This is a genomic window from Saccharospirillum impatiens DSM 12546 (assembly GCF_000423605.1).
GTDB classification, from domain to species: Bacteria; Pseudomonadota; Gammaproteobacteria; order Pseudomonadales; family Natronospirillaceae; genus Saccharospirillum; species Saccharospirillum impatiens.
Genome location: NZ_AUIH01000002.1, coordinates 1 through 19,045 on the forward strand (window position 1 = coordinate 1; position 19,045 = coordinate 19,045).

General features: G+C 54.9%; 18 protein-coding genes and 1 rRNA gene. 8 read left to right on the forward strand and 11 right to left on the reverse strand.

Going from position 1 to position 19,045, the window contains the following annotated elements; translation table 11 throughout:
* From G565_RS0101285 to zapE, 3 genes are all read right to left on the reverse strand, one after another.
* Window positions 1–113, reverse strand: a 16S ribosomal RNA gene (locus G565_RS0101285); the annotation flags it as partial.
* A 456-nt stretch (window positions 114–569) separates the two neighbouring features.
* Complete coding sequence (locus G565_RS0101290; protein ID WP_157599972.1) at window positions 570–1,664, reverse strand: glycosyltransferase family 4 protein; 1,095 nt, start codon at window positions 1,662–1,664, stop codon at window positions 570–572.
* On the reverse strand, window positions 1,642–2,745 hold the full coding sequence (zapE, locus tag G565_RS0101295; protein ID WP_028669354.1) for a cell division protein ZapE: 1,104 nt from the start codon (window positions 2,743–2,745) through the stop codon (window positions 1,642–1,644). Before zapE ends, G565_RS0101290 begins: the two co-directional genes overlap by 23 nt.
* Before the next feature lie 198 nt (window positions 2,746–2,943).
* Here zapE and G565_RS0101300 point away from each other — a divergent pair, with 198 nt between their 5' ends.
* The 3 genes from G565_RS0101300 (at window position 2,944) to cysN (ending at window position 6,142) form a co-directional block, all read left to right on the forward strand.
* Entirely contained in the window at window positions 2,944–3,444 is a 501-nt protein-coding gene (locus tag G565_RS0101300; protein ID WP_028669355.1) for a Z-ring associated ZapG family protein, read from the forward strand.
* Window positions 3,445–3,533: 89 nt separating this feature from the next.
* Entirely contained in the window at window positions 3,534–4,442 is a 909-nt protein-coding gene (gene cysD, locus G565_RS0101305) for a sulfate adenylyltransferase subunit CysD (protein WP_028669356.1), read from the forward strand.
* An 80-nt stretch (window positions 4,443–4,522) separates the two neighbouring features.
* Complete coding sequence (cysN, locus tag G565_RS0101310; protein ID WP_028669357.1) at window positions 4,523–6,142, forward strand: sulfate adenylyltransferase subunit CysN; 1,620 nt, start codon at window positions 4,523–4,525, stop codon at window positions 6,140–6,142.
* Between the two features lie 53 nt (window positions 6,143–6,195).
* On the opposite strand, the gene G565_RS0101315 is transcribed toward cysN, so the two are convergent.
* The 8 genes from G565_RS0101315 to G565_RS0101350 form a co-directional block, all read right to left on the reverse strand.
* Window positions 6,196–6,945 carry a Nif3-like dinuclear metal center hexameric protein gene (locus G565_RS0101315; protein WP_028669358.1) on the reverse strand — a complete coding sequence of 250 codons (750 nt, stop codon included), beginning with the start codon at window positions 6,943–6,945 and terminating at the stop codon, window positions 6,196–6,198.
* Between the two features lie 52 nt (window positions 6,946–6,997).
* Entirely contained in the window at window positions 6,998–8,812 is a 1,815-nt protein-coding gene (malZ, locus tag G565_RS22475; RefSeq protein ID WP_157599973.1) for a maltodextrin glucosidase, read from the reverse strand.
* 113 nt (window positions 8,813–8,925) lie between these two features.
* Window positions 8,926–10,029, reverse strand: a complete 1,104-nt coding sequence (gene hisC / locus G565_RS0101325) for a histidinol-phosphate transaminase (protein WP_028669359.1) — start codon at window positions 10,027–10,029, stop codon at window positions 8,926–8,928.
* A complete protein-coding gene (hisD, locus tag G565_RS0101330) occupies window positions 10,022–11,329 on the reverse strand; it encodes a histidinol dehydrogenase (protein WP_028669360.1) in 1,308 nt (435 codons plus the stop codon). The genes hisC and hisD overlap by 8 nt, the downstream gene beginning before the upstream one ends.
* 74 nt (window positions 11,330–11,403) lie before the next feature.
* Entirely contained in the window at window positions 11,404–12,081 is a 678-nt protein-coding gene (gene hisG / locus G565_RS0101335) for an ATP phosphoribosyltransferase (protein WP_037337154.1), read from the reverse strand.
* A gap of 78 nt (window positions 12,082–12,159) precedes the next feature.
* Entirely contained in the window at window positions 12,160–13,422 is a 1,263-nt protein-coding gene (murA, locus tag G565_RS0101340; RefSeq protein WP_028669362.1) for a UDP-N-acetylglucosamine 1-carboxyvinyltransferase, read from the reverse strand.
* 3 nt (window positions 13,423–13,425) lie between these two features.
* A complete protein-coding gene (locus tag G565_RS0101345) occupies window positions 13,426–13,668 on the reverse strand; it encodes a BolA family protein (RefSeq protein ID WP_028669363.1) in 243 nt (80 codons plus the stop codon).
* Window positions 13,669–13,783: 115 nt separating this feature from the next.
* Window positions 13,784–14,446 (reverse strand): MlaC/ttg2D family ABC transporter substrate-binding protein, encoded by a 663-nt coding sequence (locus G565_RS0101350; RefSeq protein WP_028669364.1) that lies wholly within the window; start codon window positions 14,444–14,446, stop codon window positions 13,784–13,786.
* 218 nt (window positions 14,447–14,664) lie between these two features.
* Here G565_RS0101350 and G565_RS0101355 point away from each other — a divergent pair, with 218 nt between their 5' ends.
* Genes G565_RS0101355 through G565_RS0101375 form a run of 5 tightly spaced genes read left to right on the forward strand, consistent with a single transcriptional unit; the run spans window position 14,665 to window position 19,003 of the window.
* The gene (locus tag G565_RS0101355) at window positions 14,665–15,636 is read left to right on the forward strand and encodes a KpsF/GutQ family sugar-phosphate isomerase (protein ID WP_028669365.1); all 972 of its coding nucleotides are present in this window, start codon (window positions 14,665–14,667) and stop codon (window positions 15,634–15,636) included.
* Window positions 15,636–16,202 (forward strand): LPS export ABC transporter periplasmic protein LptC, encoded by a 567-nt coding sequence (gene lptC / locus G565_RS0101360; protein WP_028669366.1) that lies wholly within the window; start codon window positions 15,636–15,638, stop codon window positions 16,200–16,202. The genes G565_RS0101355 and lptC overlap by 1 nt, the downstream gene beginning before the upstream one ends.
* The gene (lptA, locus tag G565_RS0101365; RefSeq protein ID WP_028669367.1) at window positions 16,189–16,740 is read left to right on the forward strand and encodes a lipopolysaccharide transport periplasmic protein LptA; all 552 of its coding nucleotides are present in this window, start codon (window positions 16,189–16,191) and stop codon (window positions 16,738–16,740) included. Before lptC ends, lptA begins: the two co-directional genes overlap by 14 nt.
* On the forward strand, window positions 16,741–17,466 hold the full coding sequence (gene lptB / locus G565_RS0101370; protein WP_028669368.1) for an LPS export ABC transporter ATP-binding protein: 726 nt from the start codon (window positions 16,741–16,743) through the stop codon (window positions 17,464–17,466). It abuts the gene before it with no gap.
* A gap of 28 nt (window positions 17,467–17,494) precedes the next feature.
* On the forward strand, window positions 17,495–19,003 hold the full coding sequence (locus tag G565_RS0101375; protein ID WP_028669369.1) for an RNA polymerase factor sigma-54: 1,509 nt from the start codon (window positions 17,495–17,497) through the stop codon (window positions 19,001–19,003).
* Window positions 19,004–19,045 lie beyond the last annotated feature (42 nt).

Below are 19,045 nucleotides of genomic sequence, written 5' to 3' on the forward strand. Positions count from 1 at the left end.
CACCCGTCCGCCGCTCGTCAGCGGGTAGCAAGCTACCCCTGTTACCGCTCGACTTGCATGTGTTAGGCCTGCCGCCAGCGTTCAATCTGAGCCATGATCAAACTCTTCAGTTTAAATCGTTCGGCAGATACCCGAAGGCATCCGCCCAATCTTGCTCGACGCAAGCTACCCTCTGGCCGAAACCAAAAGGCGCCTTTCAACAAATGAATTCATTGACAGGTCGCTTACAGATCGAGTGTCTTTCTAGGAAAGACAATTCTTTATGCTTCCTCTTTCACTTAAGACTTCTCACCGGAGTGATCCGTACTAAAGCGTCCGATTCAGCGTCGACCTACAAGCGCCCACACGAATTACTTGATTCCCAATGTTAAAGATCGACGACAGCGCGTTTGGCTTGCCGTTTGAAGAGGCGCGTATTCTACGCCTCCGCTCCAATGTGTCAACTCTTTTTTTAAGAAATGTTCTTTAGAATCAGTTCTTTAGAGTCTTCACTTCATCTGGCATCCGAGCCGGTTGGAGCCGCTGTTCGGTGACAGCGGAGGCGCATTATAAAGATGCAGCCTAGCCAGTCAAGCTTTGTGTGAAGCCTTATGCCATAAACTTTCATAGACCCGGGAAATACCCGCTACTTCGATATCCAGACTAAACTGGTGACGCACCTTAGCGCGACCTGCCTGCTTCAATCGATCCAGTAAGTCAGGATCAGACAACAAGCGTTCGATCGCATCAGCTACCTGGCTAGAGGAATCAAGATCAACCAGAAAACCCGTACCACCTTCATCCACCATAGCCTCGTAGGCACCAGTGCGACTGGCGATAATTGCCGTCCCAGACACCATGGCTTCTATCGGCACCAGACCAAACCCTTCATAACGCGCTGGCGCACAGACGATATCAAGCTGCCCGTATAGTTCCGGCATCTGTTCTGAGCCAACCTCATCCAGAAAAAACACACGATCCAGGATTCCGGCAGCAGCCAGCCTACGCCTAAGTTGGTCAGCAAACCCCTTATATTTGGATGTCACCTTGCCGGCCACAACAGCGCAGGCCAGCGGATGATTTGGTAATGTGCTACAGAGGGCGTCAACAAAGAGGTCAGTACCTTTTTCAGGCCGTACCCGACCAATCATACCCAGCCTCACTGGGTACCGGGCCCAGGCTTCTATATCGCTGGCCATGCCATTCGATTCATGCTTCTCAAACCGTTCGATGTCTACACCATGGGGCACAACTGCCGCCACGTCCGACAGGTATTCGGCTGCCCGATCGCTTGTCGCAATAACGGCGTCCATGCGGGCAATCAATTGTCTCGGATACCAGCTGTGACTGCGGATAGCCGCACTGGTAAATACCAATTTCACCGGCAACCTACAAACATCCCGGGCCAGGATTCCCCAGAACATTTCATTGTTCCGGCGCACATGCCAGATACGAAATGGCCGACCGACGGGTGCCCGGGCCATTTCGCGAAAACCACTCCACAATGAACACGCGGTAACACTACCTTCAGCGCGGCGGGCCAAAAACATCAATGGGTAATGCTCACCCAGTTTTGGCAGTACAGCGCGTATAGACGCACTGACTCCAGTTATCCGGTGGTGCAAATCGGAAAGAACCAGCTCAGGCGTTCCATCAGACAAATTAACCCCGGTGCGCTTTGGCAAGGTATTCCTCCGATTGCATTTCCTGTAGACGGCTGACGGTTCGCCTGAATTCAAACCCAAGACGCCCGTCCTGATAGAGTGACTCAATGTCTGCCTCTGCACTCATCAACAACTTAACCTGGCGATCGTAAAATTCATCGACCAGATTAATAAAGCGCCGGGCCTTGTCATCATTCTTGCCATGAAACACAGGTACATTACTGATCAGCACCGCATGGAAGCATTGAGCTATCTCTATATAGTCGTTCTGGCTTCTGGGCCCGTCGCAAAGGGCATCAAAATCAAACCAGACAACATCTTCGCACAATCGCTGGGTTTCGATGTTCCGTCCAAGGACATCCAGCGGCTGCCGTTCTTCAACTTCTTCCAAATCCGGCGCAAGCTTTTCGAAGCTGGAGGCCAGTGATGCCTCGGCATCAGCATCAGCAGGGGTGTGGAATATCTTCACCTGGGTCAGGGTCCGCAACCGGTAATCAATCCCCCCATCGACATTCATCACCCGCGTATACTTCTTAACCAGCTCAATCGCGGGCAAAAACAAAGCGCGCTGCAGGCCATCTTTATAGAGCCCATCCGGTTCAATGTTGGAGGTGGCCACGAGCGTGACACCTCGTTTGAACAATGCGCGAAGCAGATTAGCCAGAATCATGGCATCACCAATGTCGGAGACAAAGAACTCGTCAAAACAAAGAACGCGCGCCTCGTGACTGATCTCTTCTGCCACCCCTTCCAGTGGGTTGGCCTGCCCGCGATGATCCGTCAACCCGCGGTGCACGCGACGCATAAAGTGGTGAAAATGCATGCGTCGCTTATCGTCAAATGGCAGGGTGTCGAAAAAGGTATCCATTAAATAGGTCTTGCCGCGACCCACGCCACCCCAAAAATACAAGCCAGTGACTGGTTCTTTTTGCTTGATGAACAGGCGGCTAAAGCGACCTGTAATACTGGCTTCTTCAGCCCGCTGCGCTATCAATTGGTCGTAAAGTTGCTGCAATGCCTTGACGGCTTCTTCCTGAGCCGGATCATGGGAGAAGCCCTCTTTGTTAAGATCGGCCTGATAACGCGTCCAGGGTGTACTCATCCGGTGCTCCGGGCAGGGTGTGGAAGGGTCGGAATTTTACGGGAACCATTTGCACAATCAATGACTGTCAGGCACAAATGTTTCTCGCACCACGCATTTTTAAAGGCTTTATACTGACATACCTGCCCTCCGGGGCAGCACGAAAGGCGCTTCGCTTCATCTATACTGTGTCTTAGAAAACGTTTAATGGAGAACACAATGCTTGAATTGGACTGGATCACCTTTATCGTCATTATCGTCATTGCGCTGCTCGCCGGTGCAGTCTTAAGCCGCCTTTGGGGAAAAGCGCAGGGAGAGGATCCAACTGGTCTGAAGCGTCAACTGGAGGACCTGAAGCGTCAACATCAGAACTATCAGATCAATGTAACCGAGCATTTTAGCCGCACCACTGAACTGATCGACAACCTGAACCAGAGTTACGCCAGCATTCGCGATCACCTGAATCAGGGTGCCGATCAGTTGGTTGCACCGGAATATCGTCTGGAATCGGCCAGAGCCGGCGGTGAAGACTTGCAGGATCTGGCTCCTCAGCCTTCAAAAACCACCAATGAGTTCGACATGCCACGTGACTACGCCACGAAAACCCCCAAAGACATCGGCATGTTGTCGGAATCTTTCGGATTTACCCGGGTGGAAGAAGCAGCGGACGCTGGCGACGCCAATGCCAAACAAGAGCAGGATCCTAAAAAGTCGCGATAGATCTATTCCCAAACGATCTTAAAAGCCTAACAACAATAACAAAAAGCTTTGATATAGTTCGCCCAGATCACATCTGCACTGGACGAACTATGTCACACGACGTCTTTACCCATCTCAAACAGCTTGAAGCTGAGAGCATTCATATCATTCGTGAAGTAGCCGCGGAGTTCGACAACCCCGTCATGCTCTACTCCATCGGCAAAGACTCGGCTGTCATGCTGCATCTTGCCCGCAAAGCATTCTTCCCGGGGCGCTTGCCTTTCAAACTGATGCACGTCGATACCGGCTGGAAGTTCAAGGAAATGTATGAATTCCGCGACCGGCTGGTTGAGGAGTATGAACTTGACCTGATCGTCCACCGCAACGAAGACGGCGTCCGCCAGGGCATCAACCCGTTCGACCATGGCAGTGCCAAGCATACCGACATCATGAAGACTCAGGCGCTCAAGCAGGCTCTGGATCTGCACCGCTTTGATGCGGCCTTTGGTGGCGCCCGGCGCGACGAGGAAAAGTCGCGGGCCAAGGAACGGGTGTATTCGTTCCGTGACAGAAACCACCGCTGGGACCCCAAGAACCAGCGCCCGGAGCTGTGGAACATCTACAACGGCAAGATTAACCGGGGCGAGAGCATTCGGGTATTCCCCCTTTCCAACTGGACCGAGTTGGATATCTGGCAGTACATCCATCTGGAGTCTATCCCGATCGTGCCGCTGTACTACTCAGCCGAACGTCCGGTTGTTGAGCGAGATGGCATGTTGCTGAACGTCAACGATGACCGCATGAAGCTGCGCCCGGGCGAGGCGGTGCAGCACAAACAAGTCCGATTCAGAACACTGGGCTGCTACCCACTGACCGGAGCGGTGGAATCGACGGCAACCACACTGCCGGAGATCATTCAGGAAATGCTGCTGACCACAACCAGCGAACGCCAGGGTCGTGCAATCGACCACGATTCGTCGGGTTCGATGGAGAAGAAAAAGCAGGAAGGCTATTTCTGATTCAAGACCGACTCACCCCGACAGATGTCCGTTGAGCGCCAATCCGCATAGCCGGCGCACTGCTTGAGGAACCAAGACCCATGGCACACCAGTCCGATTTAATTGCACAAGACATTGATGAGTATCTGAAGCAACACGAACAGAAAGAACTGCTGCGTTTTCTGACCTGCGGCAGTGTCGACGACGGCAAGTCCACCCTGATCGGGCGACTGTTACACGACTCAAAAATGATCTATGAAGACCAGTTGGCGGCGATCGAGAAAGACAGCCGTAAATCAGGCACAACCGGTGAAAAAATAGATTTGGCTCTGTTGGTAGACGGCCTTCAGGCAGAGCGCGAGCAAGGCATCACCATCGATGTAGCCTACCGTTACTTCTCAACGAACAAACGTAAATTCATCATTGCCGACACGCCGGGCCATGAACAGTACACCCGGAACATGGCAACGGGCGCGTCCACCAGTGACCTGGCCATTATCCTGATCGATGCCCGTTATGGTGTGCAAACACAGACACGCCGGCACAGTTATATTGCCAGCTTGCTGGGTCTGAAACACGTTATCGTGGCGGTCAATAAGATGGATCTGGTTGACTTCAGCCAGGCACGCTTTGAAGAGATTCAGGCTGACTACCTGGCGTTTACCGAACAATTGAACCTGCCCGATATCCGCTTCGTACCTATCTCGGCGCTCGACGGTGACAATGTGGTCACCCTCAGCGAACGCTCACCCTGGTACCCGGGGCCGACACTGATCGAATTGCTTGAAACGCTTGAGATCAATCGTGACAGCGATCAGAGCCAGTTCCGTCTGCCGGTCCAGTATGTCAACCGGCCCGATCTTGATTTCCGGGGTTTTGCCGGTACCGTGGCGTCCGGTGAAATCAAGCCCGGTGATCGAATCAACGTCTTGCCAAGCGGCCTGTCATCTACGGTTGAACGCATCGTGACATTCGACGGCGACTTGCCTCGGGCTCATGCAGGCCAGGCAATCACCCTGACGCTGACGGATGAGATCGACATTAGCCGCGGTGACATGCTTGTTGGGGCGAACCAGGCTCCCCTTGTCGCCCAGGCATTTCAAGCCAAGCTGGTGTGGATGCACGACGAATCAATGGTCCCCGGTCGCCAATACGACTTCAAGGTAGGCACACAGACCGCTACCGGTCAGTTCACCCGACTCGACCGTCAGATTGACGTCAACAATTTGAATACAATGGCAACCGAGACTCTGCCTCTCAACGGTATAGGTGACGTCAGGCTGCAATTGAACAGAACCATTGTTGCCGACCCCTATCGCAGCCATCGGGCGACAGGCGCCTTTATCGTGATTGATCGGCTGAGCAACATCACGGTAGGGGCCGGCATGATCGAAAGCGCGGCTGAAGTTTCCGACAGCCACCCGGTCAGCGAAACCGAGCGCCAGGCACGCTATCGTCAGCAGCCGGTTTCACTGGTTTTGGCGGTCGAGAATGCAGCCGAACAAGCCGTGAAGATCGAGCGGGCTTTATTCGATCTCGGCCATGTCAGTGTGATTATCAGACCAGAGGACGCGCTTGCTGTGGCACCTTATCTTGAAGCGGCCGGGTTGATTGCCATTATCGCGGGTGAATCTGAGGCACCATTTGGCATCAAGATCAAAGAGGCCAACCCCAGGGCCGTAATAGCGCTGTTGCGTGATGAAGGCGTTATCGAAGGCTGAAGCTGTGCAGCAGGACGGCGGTGGCATACCGCCCCCTGCCTTAAGACCACTGGCTAGACGGGAATGGGCAGGTCGATAAATTCCACGGAAAGCCCAAACCGTTGTGCCAGGTGCAAGCCAAGCGCAGCGGGACCTCCCCGTTCCGTGGCATGGTGGCCTGCGGCAAAATAATGAACACCGCTTTCACGAGCCAGATGCACCGTTGGCTCGCTGATCTCCCCGGACACAAAGGCATCGACCCCGGCATCAATGGCCTGCTGCAGGAAGCCCTGAGCGGCGCCCGTACACCAGGCTATGGTCTCAATCGGGTCCTCTGACTCGCCAATGTGCAAGACATCAAACTCCAATGCCTCCGCCAGTTGCTGACGCAGGCTGGCCCCGGTGTGCTCACCATCTACATCACCCAACATCACCAGGCTGTTCTCGATCTGACCGGTTACATTCCACCCCATCAAGCGTGCCAACTGGGCGTTATTGCCAACCTCGGGGTGAGCATCAAGCGGCAAATGATAGGCATAGAGATTGATATTGTGTGCCAGCAACGCAGCCAGTCGATTGCGTTTTATGCCGGTCAGCGCTGCAGCCTCTCCCTTCCAGAAATAGCCATGGTGCACCAGTATGGCGTCGGCCTGACTGTCGATGGCTTCGTCGATCAAACGCTGACTGGCCGTGACGCCCGTCACCAATCGCCGGATGTCAGTCTTACCCTCAACTTGCAAGCCATTGGGGCAATAGTCACTGAACTGGGAGACAGCCAGATAATCATTCAGGTACTCAGACAGCTCGTCACGGTGCAAGGCCATAAGGCTCAACTCTGCTAGATAGAAAACGGACACCCAGTGTACACCAATTCAATCACGTCGCTGACCGTGCCCAGAGCACAATCGACTCAGCAGCCAGAGACAGTATCCAGCTTGAACCCAGGCGGCTCATCGCGCCCTCTCCAGCCTGGAGCTGCCAATCCGATCCGCCGGGTACCAGGGCATCTGCAACATCAACGCCACAGCTTGCCCCCCGGTTAATCGCCACCAGGCACTGGCTGTCAGCCAGCACCCGGGCAAACACCATGACATCACCTTTGGCATAGAGTGGCACCAAAGCACCGGCCTGAAGAGCAGGCAGCTGTTTACGCAACTGAATCCAGGTTTGAGTGAAAGCCAGGGTATCAGGCTGCCAATCCGCTTCATTCCAGGGAAAGCAACGACGGCAATCCGGATCATCACCTCCGGCCAGGGCAATCTCATCACCGTAATACAGGCACGGGGTTCCGATGTAAGTAAGCAGCAGGCCAAGCGCTATTCGGTACTTGCGCTGGTGACCGTTCAATAGCGTAATAAACCGACGTGTGTCATGGCTGTCGAGCTGATTCAACTGCGCCAGTTGCTGGGCAAACGGTATCGGGCTGCGCGCGAGGGTTAGCCATTGTGCCAGCTCCCGGGCATCCAATTGAACCGGATCATAACGATTATCGTACCCGGCCAAAAAAGTGCGTACCGGGTGAGTAAAACCATAGTAGTTCATGGCGGCGTCTTCCTGGTCTCCTTGCAACCAGGGCGTTGCTTCGAAAAAATGTTCGCCAAGAAGGTAGGCATCCGGTGCTTCGGATTTGATCGCCTGGCGAATAGTTCGAACCGTGTCAGCGTTATTCGCGGCACCGGGGCCATGACCCATCATATGAATCACGTCCATGCGCCAGCCATCAATAGCATAGGGTGGTCGCAGCCACTGCTTGATGATGGCTGAGTCCCCCGTCAGCAGATCCTCCACATTGTCCGCGTTGGCCATATCCAGAACAGGTAATCCGACGTGCCCTTTCCAACCGATGTAACCCGTTGGTGACTGTCCGTCAAAGACATAGCGGGCCCGGGCACGGGGGTCGTTTTGCTGTGCAGCCTGAAACCAGGGGTGAAGAACACTGGTGTGATTGAACACCGCGTCCAGTACCAGCCGCATGCCGCGCTGGTGCAGTTGGCTCGACAAATCAGCGAGCGCAGCATCGCCCCCCAGGTGCACATCAACGGTCTGATAATCCTCAGAATCGTATTTATGATTACTGCGCGAACGGAACACCGGGTTCAAATACAGCGCCGTCACGCCCAGTGTTTGCTGCAGATAGTCCAGCTTTTGCGCGATTCCGGGTAAATCGCCGCCAAAAAACTCAACACCTCCTTGCTCCGCTTTTGGCAGCTCGCCCCACCGTCGCCGAACGGTTGCCTGCCCTTGCTGGCCGTCATATTGACCGGACTCAGGCGTCAGCCGGTCATCACCGGAATGAAACCGGTCCGGGAAAATCTGGTAGAACACCTGTGTTGATACCCAGTCCGGAACCCGATGATGCCGTGACACGCGAAAAGCGTTGTCTAGTGGAGGCACCGCGGCACTCAGTCCGGAGGCGCTGATCCAACTGGAGCGTCCTTGCCACACCAGTTTAAAGGCATAAAGCGTAAGGTCCTGATGGGCCACCCAGGCCGCCACCCCCTGATACCAGGTCCAGTTGCCCTCAGTACGCACCGGACACATGTCGGTGAGCACCTCTTCATTATCCGGTTCTGTGCGCAGATAAACGGCGGCGGGTTGATCGCCCGCCACAGCCAGCGTCAAAATCAGGTGGGTGTGAGTTCGGTCAAGATAACCGGCAACAGCCTGGTGAAATGCAAAAACAGTCATCATGGAGCCTCAACCATCAATTGAGGCCATTAGAACAGAGCAACGTAGAAAAACGCAGGGGGAAACACAGGCAGGGAGGATATGACGCCGGGTCAACCCCGGCATCACAGGCACTGTCAGCTGTTTAACAGGTGCTGTTGCAGCGCCTCAAGCAATCTCTGATTTTCGGCCTCAAAAGAGACGGTTATTCGCACGCAGTCGGCCAGCAGCGGGTGGCTGCCATCCAGTTTCTTGATCAGAATCCCGGCGTCCTTTAATGCTTCGTGCAGCGCGGGAGCGTGACCGGGCTCGGTGCGTACCAGCAAAAAATTGGCCTGACTGTCGTAGACCGTCAAGCCTGGCAATTTGGCCAGTGCCTGTTGCAACAGGCTGCGTTGCCGGGTCAGTTCAGCGGTTTGTTGCTCGAAAACTTCAAAATGCTCCAACGCAAATCGCGCAGTAAGCTGGGTCAGGTTATTGATGTTGTAGGGCAACCTCAACTTATTGATCTGCTCAAGCCAGGCCGGATCGCCGATCAGAATGCCGAGCCGCAAGCCTGCCAGGCCAACTTTGGACAAGGTACGCATGATCAGTAAATTGGGGTAGTCCTCCAGCCATTCCAGGTAATCTGCTTCGGTGAAGGCGGTATAGGCTTCATCCATGACCACCAGCCCGGGCGCCGCTTCAATGATCCGGCGCAATTTTTCGTCGCCCCAGAGGTTTCCGGTTGGGTTGTTGGGCTGAGCCAAAAACACGACAGCCGGCTGTTCACGCTCAATTCGGTTGAGCATTAACTCAAGATCCAGCTCGAACGTTGCTGTTAATGGCACCCCGATGTAGTCCATACCCAAAAACCGGGCAATCATCCGGTACATCACAAAACTGGGTTCCGGCGCCAGCAGGGATCGGTCAGGCCCGGAGACCAGCATGGCAATCAGTTGAATCAACTCGTCTGAACCGTTGCCGAGCAGAACATCCCAGCGCGGGTCAATTTTCATGACTGCTCGCAGCGCGACTTTAACCTCTGGCGCCTCCGGATGGGGGTAACGGTTCACCCGGGCATCTGCCAGAGCCTCATGCCACTGTGCCGTCAGAGCGTCCGGCCAACCATAGGGGTTTTCCATGGCATCCAGCTTTAACAGACCTTTGGCGTCTGGCACCGGATAAGCGGCCAGGCTCGCTATATCGGGCCGAACCCAGCGATGAATCCGGGCATCGACCTGGTCACGCACATCAGTCATTCAGGCGCATCTCCGCACTGCGGGCGTGTGCTGTCAGCAATTCACCGCGCGCCAGAACAGAGGCCACCGCACCCAGAGTTTTTGCGCCTTCGGCTGAAACACCAATGATGGAGCTTCGTTTCTGAAAATCGTAGACACCCAGCGGTGAAAAAAATCGTGCGGTGCCACTGGTCGGCAATACATGATTGGGTCCCGCACAGTAATCGCCCAATGCTTCCGGCGTATGGCGCCCCAAAAAGATGGCTCCGGCATGACGAATGCGCGGCAACCAGGCGTGCGGATCCTCAATCGACAGCTCAAGATGCTCGGGCGCGATGCGGTTAATCAACGCTACGGCGTCATCCAGAGCATCCACTTTTATAAAAGCGCCACGAGCACTCAGTGACTTGCGAATGATATCGGCGCGCTCCAGTGAGGGCAGCAGTCGCCCAATCGCGGCCTCTACCGCGTCGAGATAGTCAGCGTCATGGCTGATTAGAATCGCCTGGGCATCGGGGTCGTGTTCAGCCTGGGAGAACAAGTCAAGAGCGATCCATTCCGGATCAGTCTTGCCGTCACAGACCACCAGTATTTCACTGGGGCCTGCGATCATGTCGATGCCGACTTTGCCAAACACTTGCTTTTTGGCGGTGGCGACGAAGATATTACCCGGACCAACAATTTTATCGACTGCCGGAACGGTGTCTGTTCCAAAGGCCAATGCGGCAATCGCCTGGGCACCGCCCATTAGAAATACCCGGTCGATGCGGGCAACGTGCGCAGCACCCAATACAAAGTCATTTACCTTGCCATCAGGTGCCGGGGTCGCCATCACAACTTCCTGAACGCCCGCCACTTTAGCTGGCATGGCATTCATGATCACTGACGACGCGAGAGGAGCCGTGCCACCCGGCACGTAAATGCCGACCCGATCCATCGCCGTGACTTGCTGGCCAAGCACCGTGCCGTCTGCCTCGGTATAACTCCAGCTTTCACTGAGTTGCCGCTGATGATAGGACTCAACCCGTTCAGCGGCGGTACGCAAGGCTTGTTGCTGTTCGGCAGGCAAACGGTTATAGCCCGCCTCAATGGCAGCGGTATCGAGCACCAGTTGTTTCGCTGCAGCAACCTCAAAGCGGTCGAATCGGCGGGAATACTCAAGCAATGCCTCATCCCCCCGGTGTCGGATGTTTTCGATCACCGTCGCTACGGTTTGTTGTACGTCGGCATCTGAAACAGATTCCCAGGACAACAAGGCGTCCAGTTGCTGATTAAAGTCACCGGCCGACGCCTCCAGGCGACGTAACGTGATCTCGGACATTCGATTCAAACCTCTTGAGTGTTACCCACGTTGATACAGCGCAATCGCCAGATCCCGGCAGCTAGTCTTACTGACTATCTGGCGTTGATCACTGTCGATTGTACAGCGGCTGTCAGTGTTTCTATGATGGGGTTGATGCGATCGTCTTTCAATTTAAGCGCCAAGCGACTGGCTACCAGACGACTGCTGATGTCAGCGATATGCTCTTCCACGACCAGGCCGTTGGCTTTTAGCGTATTGCCCGTGTCGACAATATCAACGATACAGTCGGCAAGCTTCATGATCGGAGCCAGTTCCATACCGCCATAAAGCTTGATCAGGTCAACCTGACGGCCCTGTTCAGAAAAGTACTGCTTGGCTACCCGAACGAATTTGGTCGCCACCTTCATTCTACCCGTCATTGCCGGGGCATCTTTAAGGCGAGCGGTCATAAGCCGACAGCGAGCTATGTGCAGATCCAGGACTTCGTACATTTCTTCTGCACCATGCTCCAACAACACGTCCTTGCCTGCTACACCAAGGTCCGCGACGCCGTACTCGACATAAGTCGGCACGTCGGTGGCGCGGATAACGATAAACTGAACATCTGGCCGGGTAGTTTCAAAAATCAGTTTGCGCGAGGTATGAATGTCTTCGAGCGGCTCAATACCGGCAGCAGCAAACAAAGGTAGGGTTTCTTTAAGAATACGCCCCTTGGACAAGGCGATGGTAATGATATCCGACTCGGATGATGTAGCTTGGCGATTCTGCACTGCATTGTCCTTTATTGGATCCTGGCTATCGGCGCTATGGCCCGCCCACCGAAACCCCCGGCAGCGGGCTAAGCTGACTTAACCCGCGACCCGTTTAATAGTGGCACCCAGTTGCTGCAATTTTTCTTCGATGCACTCGTAACCGCGGTCGATGTGATAAATCCGGTCGACCAGGGTATCGCCGTCGGCGACCAGCCCGGCCAGCACCAGCGAGGCCGACGCTCGCAAATCAGTTGCCATAACGGGTGCCCCGGTCAGCTTCTCGCAACCGGTGATGACCACAGTATTGCCTTTTATCCGGGCATTGGCCCCCATCCGCTCCAGTTCATTAATGTGCATGAAGCGGTTTTCAAATACCGTTTCCTCAACCGTTCCAACCCCATCAGCTATGGCATTAAGCGCTGTAAACTGGGCCTGCATGTCCGTTGGGAAGGCCGGATAAGGTGCTGTGGTAATGTTGACGGCCCTGACCCGCTGGCCATGCATGTCGAGCACGATCCAGTCATCACCCTGGGTTATCTCGGCACCGGCTTCGCGCAACTTGATCAGTACGGAGTCGAGGGTGTCGGGGTCAACATCACGCAATTTCACGCGGCCACCCGTGATCGCAGCGGCCACCAGATAGGTACCGGCTTCGATGCGGTCAGGCAATACGGAATAATCAGCTTCATGCAGGCGCTCGACCCCAACCACCGTAATGGTGTCGGTGCCGGCTCCGCTGATGTTAGCTCCCATAGCAACCAGGCATTTGGCCAGATCCACTACTTCGGGCTCCTTGGCTGCATTTTCGATCACAGACGTCCCTTCAGCCAATGTCGCGGCCATGAGGATGTTCTCGGTACCCGTCACGGTCACCGTATCAAAGAAAATACGTGCACCCTGTAGGCGACCATTGGAGCGAGCCTTGATGTAGCCATCGGATACATCAATGTGCGCACCCATGGCCTCGAGCCCCCGGATATGGAGGTCTACTGGCCGACTGCCAATGGCACAGCCACCCGGCAGTGACACATTGGCTTCACCAAAGTGGGCCAGCAGCGGCCCCAGCACCAGTATCGAGGCGCGCATGGTCTTAACCAGTTCGTAAGGCGCAGTACAGTTTTTAATGTTACCGGCACAGACTTCGACACTCATGTCTTCGCCTACGGTCACATCAACGCCCATACAGCCGAGCAATTCGATCATGGTGGTAATATCGTTCAGGTGCGGCAAGTTGCGCACCGTGACCGGGTCTTTTGTCAGCAGCGTGGCGGCAATAATCGGCAATGCTGCGTTCTTGGCACCGGAAACCCGTATTTCGCCATTCAGGCGACTACCGCCCGTAATCAACAATTTATCCAAGATTTATTGCTCCTGGCCGGACCATTCTTCCGGAGTGAACAGCGCCATGGACACTGCATGAATGTCGCCCGACGTGATTTTATCATTCAACACCCCGTAGACTTGTTGCTGACGCTGAACCGGACGTTTGCCGGTAAACGCTGCATCAATGACCCGGACCGTGAATTTGGCGCCGCCCCCGTCGACTTCGACGGTTGCGCCGGGAAAGGCGGCGGCGAGCATGGCCTTAACTTCGTCTGCGGACATGGTACTTCCTGCTTGGGTATAAATGTAAAGGGGCGGGGATTATACGGAAAATACAACCAAATCGAAATGACTTGTCCCTCAAAACCAGGGCCGGCCAGAATGACCGGCCCTCCCGTTATTGAAACTGATCTTCATCAAAGCTTTCAGCGGTTGTGCGCTCCCATTCATCGATCGTTGCGTCCAGGTCGCCGCCACTATCGCGGTAAATTTGATCAAACTGCGACTTGAACGTAACGCCCAGATTTACCCCATTAACAATGACGTTCTGCATTCGCCAGTCATCCGCTTCACGACTGTAGTAAACGCTCTGGATCATTGGGTATTCCTGGCCATCAGGAGAGATCACATTGAGGTTAACCCGTGTGTTGCGTACGGAATTTTCGCTCTCGTTCTCACTGGGCAGTAACTCCACGTCAAATGAGCCAAAATTATAAAGACCGCCTGCATAGGTATTGACCATGCTTCGCTTGAACACCTCAAGAAAGCGCAGTTTTTGCTCTTGCGAAGAGGATTCCAGCAGTTCACTGCCCATTATCCGGCTAACGATAACGGTATAGCCGATCAGAGGGTCAAGGACCTCCCCGACTTCATCCAGGTAGGCCTGCCGACTGCCTTGCCCACCTTCCCCATTGTACTTTTTCACGACTTCCAGCACCGCGTTAACTCCGTCCATAACGCTCTGCCCCGCAGACTTGCTGGGTGTAAAAGCCTGTGACTGACTGGCCATCAACAACGCGCCGATCAGCATCAGCGCACGCACGATTCCAACTTGTTTCATAGCAAGGCTCCCGATGTCCCTTTTTATCCAACCTACAGCTTAGGCCTGAATCCTGCCTGAATCGACCCCCCATCAGTCATAACCCTGCGTAAATAAAGACAAAATCTGCGTTACACCACCGGCGTCCGACCCCTTCAGACTGCCTGTCAATGTGGTATTCTATTCAACTTGAGAGCAAGATCTAACAGTGTCCGACCGGACCAGGCAGCCTTATTACGATGAAACCAAACCAGAACTATCTGACCTCAGCACAGCGTACTCTTGACCTTGAGATCAAGGCTCTGCAGGGCTTAACCGAACACCTGGACAGTGCCTTTGAAAAAGCGTGTGAACGCGTACTTGCCTGCAAGGGGCGCGTGGTGGTTACAGGCATGGGCAAATCCGGCCACATTGGCAACAAATTGGCGGCCACCCTGGCCAGTACCGGCACTCCGGCGTTTTTCGTGCATCCGGGCGAGGCCAGTCATGGGGATATGGGCATGATCACCGAGCAGGATGTCGTCATTGCCCTGTCAAACTCGGGAGAAGTGGCCGAAGTCGTCACCCTGATACCTCTGATAAAGCGCCTCGGAGCCGGCCTGATCGCCATGACTGGCAACCCGGACAGCACCCTGGGACGCTCTGCCGATGCCCATATTTACTGCGGTGTTGAGCAGGAAGCCTGCCCGCTGAACCTGGCTCCAACCTCATCAACAACAGCGGCACTGGTGATGGGCGATGCACTGGCCATTGCCTTGCTGGAAGCCCGGGGCTTTACTGCTGACGACTTCGCGTTTTCACACCCCGGGGGCAGCCTGGGTCGCAAGCTACTGTTGAAAATCGGCGATATCATGCACGGCGGTCTGGATATCCCCAGGGTCGAACCCGACACCCTGCTGCGCGACGCTTTGCTCGAAATGACCCGCAAAGGTCTGGGCATGACCACCATCATCAGCGCTGATGGCGATTTACTGGGTGTCTTTACCGATGGCGATTTACGACGAACTCTGGATCAGGGCATCGACATTCTGACCACCCCCATCAGGGCCGTCATGCACAGCGGCGCTTACACCATGCACCCAGGCCAACTGGCTGCCCAGGCCCTGTATGAAATGGAAGAACGCAAGATAACCTCACTGGTGATCGTTGACGCCGGCGAGACGGCCGGCGTCATTCACCTGCACGATATCCTCCGCGCTGGGGTAGCCTGATGACAAACCGGCGTCCCAGCCTGATTATCGCCTCCAGTCTGGTGCTGATCGCACTGGCAATCTGGTGGCAAACGAGCCGGGATGAAATAACCGGTCAAGCGCGCCTGGAACTGCCTGAAAACGCTCCTGACCTCTACATTGAACAGCCTGATCAAACCCGTTTTAACATCGAAGGCAAGCCCCAAATGCGGGCAAGGGCCGAGTCGCTGGCCTATTATGAGAGTAAGGGTGAGAGCCTGATGAGGCTGCCAGTGATGACGGTATTGTCCAGCCCCGATAAGCCGTGGCGAATCACCTCCGAACAGGCAGTTCTGTTCGATGACGGTAGCATTAATTTTGAACAGAATGTTGAAGTGATCGAGCAGCAGACTCAGGGCGGCATGGAGCTGTACACCGAGTGGCTGCGGGTTGAGCAGAATGGTCGCTTCGTCACAACGCCCAGGCCTGTTAGACTGCTGCAACCCGGACAAGAGGCTCGCGGCATCGGTATGGACGCTGTTCTGACCGGTGATGATTCCGACATAACGCTCAAATCAGAGGTATCGATTCGCTATGACGCGAACTGACACACCCAACATACATCACCACCGCATCGCCCGGACGATGCTGCTGCTAATCACTTGCCTGGTCGTTCAGGGTGCCTGGGCCCTGCCAGGCGACCGTGATCAGCCCATGACCATCACCGCCGACCAGGGTAATTTTAAAAGCAGCCGCGGCGAAGCCACCTTTACCGGTAATGTGTATCTGAAGCAAGGTACTCTGGAAGTCTGGGCAGACACCCTCGATGTGCGTCGTGACCCGGAAACCGGAGACATTACCTTTCTGGAAGCCAAAGGCGAGCCAGCTCGCTATCAGGAACTGCCCAGTGAAGAAGACGGACTGATCGAAGTGCGCGGCATGCGCATCGAATACCGGCCGGAAGAAGACTTGATTATTACCGAGGGGAATGGGCACCTGACTCAGGCAGGCAGCGACATAGAAGCTGAATACATTCGCTACAACCTGCTGGATGAATCCCTGGAGGTGCGGTCACAGCGCAGTGCCGATAACAATGGGGACGCGCCTCAGGCCACCTGGACCCTGCAACCCGGAGCAATGGACTGAATGGCCCTGCTGGAAGCGAGAAACCTGGCAAAAAGCTACAAAAAGCGGCCCGTTGTGCGCGATGTCAGCTTAAGCGTTGAAAAAGGACAGATAGTTGGGCTACTCGGCCCAAATGGTGCCGGTAAGACCACCTGTTTTTATATGATTGTTGGTCTGGTGCCGGCTGACAATGGCGACGTTCTGATTGGCGATAAAAGCGTGGCCCGGCTACCCATGCACGCGAGGGCCCGGCATGGCATCGGCTATCTTCCACAGGAAGCGTCTATCTTTCGCAAATTAACGGTACAGGATAACATTCTGGGCGTTCTGCAAACCCGCAAAGACCTGTCTCGGCCCGAGCAGAAGCAACAGTTGGAGTCTTTGCTGGGTGAATTTAACATTACCCATATTCGTGACAGCCTGGGTATGGCATTGTCGGGCGGTGAACGGCGACGGGTAGAAATCGCCCGGGCACTGGCGATGGAACCAGCGGTTATTCTGCTGGATGAACCCTTTGCTGGCGTCGACCCCATTTCAGTCGGCGATATAAAAGCTATAATCCATCATCTGAAAGATCGCGGTATTGGCGTTCTGATCACCGATCACAACGTCCGGGAGACACTCGACATCTGCGAGAAAGCCTACATCGTGGGTAACGGCCACATCATTGCAGAAGGGACAGCGGAGGACGTTTTAAACAACGCCACCGTTCGTGAAGTGTATTTAGGCGACCAATTCCGCTTATAACCATGGCCAAAGGCACATATAACGCTCTATGAAGACCTCCTTACAACTGAAAATGAGCCAGCAGCTGACCATGACGCCTCAGCTGCAACAAGCCATTCGCCTGCTGCAACTGTCGACTCTGGATCTGCAACAGGAGATACAGGAGGCACTGGAAAGCAACCCCATGCTCGAGGTCCGCGAAGACGCGGAAGATACAGGCAACGCCGACTCAAAAAACAGCCAGTCGGTTGACCAAAAAGCCACCAGCGATGCGGAGAACACCGCAAATTCGAACGACAGTGACCATCGTGAACTGGAAATTGCCGAACACATACCGGACGATCTGGCGGTCGACAGCTCCTGGGACGACATTTACACCCATGCCCCTACCAGCCATGGCCTACCCTCCGGTGACGACGACTTTAACTTCGAGAACGTCTACGGCACCACCGATTCACTCTGGGATCACCTGAACTGGCAGCTCAACCTGACCACCATGACCGAGCGGGACCGACAGATCGCCGAGAGTCTGATCGAAAGCGTCAATGCCGAGGGCTACCTGTCTTCAAGTATGGACGACATTTTCGAAGGCCTGACCGCACATATGGCGAACGACGATGACCCGCTGGAAATGGACGAGGTTGAAGCGGTACTGCACCGCGTCCAGTACTTTGACCCGCCTGGTGTCTGTGCCCGTGACCTGGCTGATTGCCTGACCATTCAGTTAAATCAAATGAGCGAGGATACGCCCTGGCGTAGCGCCGCCCTCACCGTCGTCAACACCTATCTGGACCTGCTTGCATCGCGCGATTACAGCCAATTGATGCGTAAATCCAAACTCAAGGAGCCGGAACTGCGCGACGTCATCGCACTGATACAAAGCCTCAACCCCCGGCCTGGCAACCAGATCGAAAGCGGCAAAGACGAATACGTCGTCCCCGATGTCATTGTTCGCAAAGACATCAAGAACAATCGCTGGCTGGTTGAACTGAACCCGGAAATAGCACCAAAGCTGCGGGTCAACGCTTCCTATGCGTCCATGGTTAAGCGTGCCGACTCCAGCAGTGACAACACCTACCTGAAAGACCACCTGCAGGAAGCGCGCTGGTTCATCAAAAGCCTGATGAGCCGCAATGAAACGCTGCTCAAAGTCGCAACCAATATCGTTGAACATCAACGTGGTTTTCTGGAGTATGGCGAAGAAGCCATGAAACCGCTGGTGCTGCACGACGTGGCTGAAGCGGTCGAGATGCACGAGTCGACCATTTCCCGTGTGACCACGCAAAAGTACATGCACACACCCCGCGGCATCTTTGAACTCAAGTACTTCTTCAGCAGCCACGTCAGCACTGACAGCGGCGGTGAAGCATCCAGCACGGCCATTCGTGCCATCATCAAAAAGCTGGTCGCCGCCGAAAACCCGCGCAAGCCGCTGAGTGATTCGAAAATAGCGACGCTGCTGGGCGACAAGGGCATTCAGGTGGCCCGACGCACCATCGCCAAATATCGTGAAGCCATGATGATTCCTCCTTCAAATGAACGTAAACGGCTGATTTAAATCAAAAGAACGGTCTGACCGATGGTTGAAAGTGGCCAGTCC

Bases quoted from the DNA above. Each gene is read 5' to 3' on its own strand.
- lptB (WP_028669368.1), top strand. From the start codon at position 16,741: ATGGCCCTGCTGGAAGCGAGAAACCTGGCAAAAAGCTACAAAAAGCGG.
- G565_RS0101375 (WP_028669369.1), top strand. From the start codon at position 17,495: ATGAAGACCTCCTTACAACTGAAAATGAGCCAGCAGCTGACCATGACG.
- cysD (WP_028669356.1), top strand. From the start codon at position 3,534: ATGTCACACGACGTCTTTACCCATCTCAAACAGCTTGAAGCTGAGAGC.
- malZ (WP_157599973.1), bottom strand. From the start codon at position 8,812: ATGATGACTGTTTTTGCATTTCACCAGGCTGTTGCCGGTTATCTTGAC.
- lptC (WP_028669366.1), top strand. From the start codon at position 15,636: ATGACAAACCGGCGTCCCAGCCTGATTATCGCCTCCAGTCTGGTGCTG.
- zapE (WP_028669354.1), bottom strand. From the start codon at position 2,745: ATGAGTACACCCTGGACGCGTTATCAGGCCGATCTTAACAAAGAGGGC.
- G565_RS0101300 (WP_028669355.1), top strand. From the start codon at position 2,944: ATGCTTGAATTGGACTGGATCACCTTTATCGTCATTATCGTCATTGCG.
- lptA (WP_028669367.1), top strand. From the start codon at position 16,189: ATGACGCGAACTGACACACCCAACATACATCACCACCGCATCGCCCGG.
- G565_RS0101345 (WP_028669363.1), bottom strand. From the start codon at position 13,668: ATGTCCGCAGACGAAGTTAAGGCCATGCTCGCCGCCGCCTTTCCCGGC.
- cysN (WP_028669357.1), top strand. From the start codon at position 4,523: ATGGCACACCAGTCCGATTTAATTGCACAAGACATTGATGAGTATCTG.
- G565_RS0101315 (WP_028669358.1), bottom strand. From the start codon at position 6,945: ATGGCCTTGCACCGTGACGAGCTGTCTGAGTACCTGAATGATTATCTG.
- hisC (WP_028669359.1), bottom strand. From the start codon at position 10,029: ATGACTGATGTGCGTGACCAGGTCGATGCCCGGATTCATCGCTGGGTT.
- G565_RS0101350 (WP_028669364.1), bottom strand. From the start codon at position 14,446: ATGAAACAAGTTGGAATCGTGCGTGCGCTGATGCTGATCGGCGCGTTG.
- G565_RS0101355 (WP_028669365.1), top strand. From the start codon at position 14,665: ATGAAACCAAACCAGAACTATCTGACCTCAGCACAGCGTACTCTTGAC.
- hisD (WP_028669360.1), bottom strand. From the start codon at position 11,329: ATGTCCGAGATCACGTTACGTCGCCTGGAGGCGTCGGCCGGTGACTTT.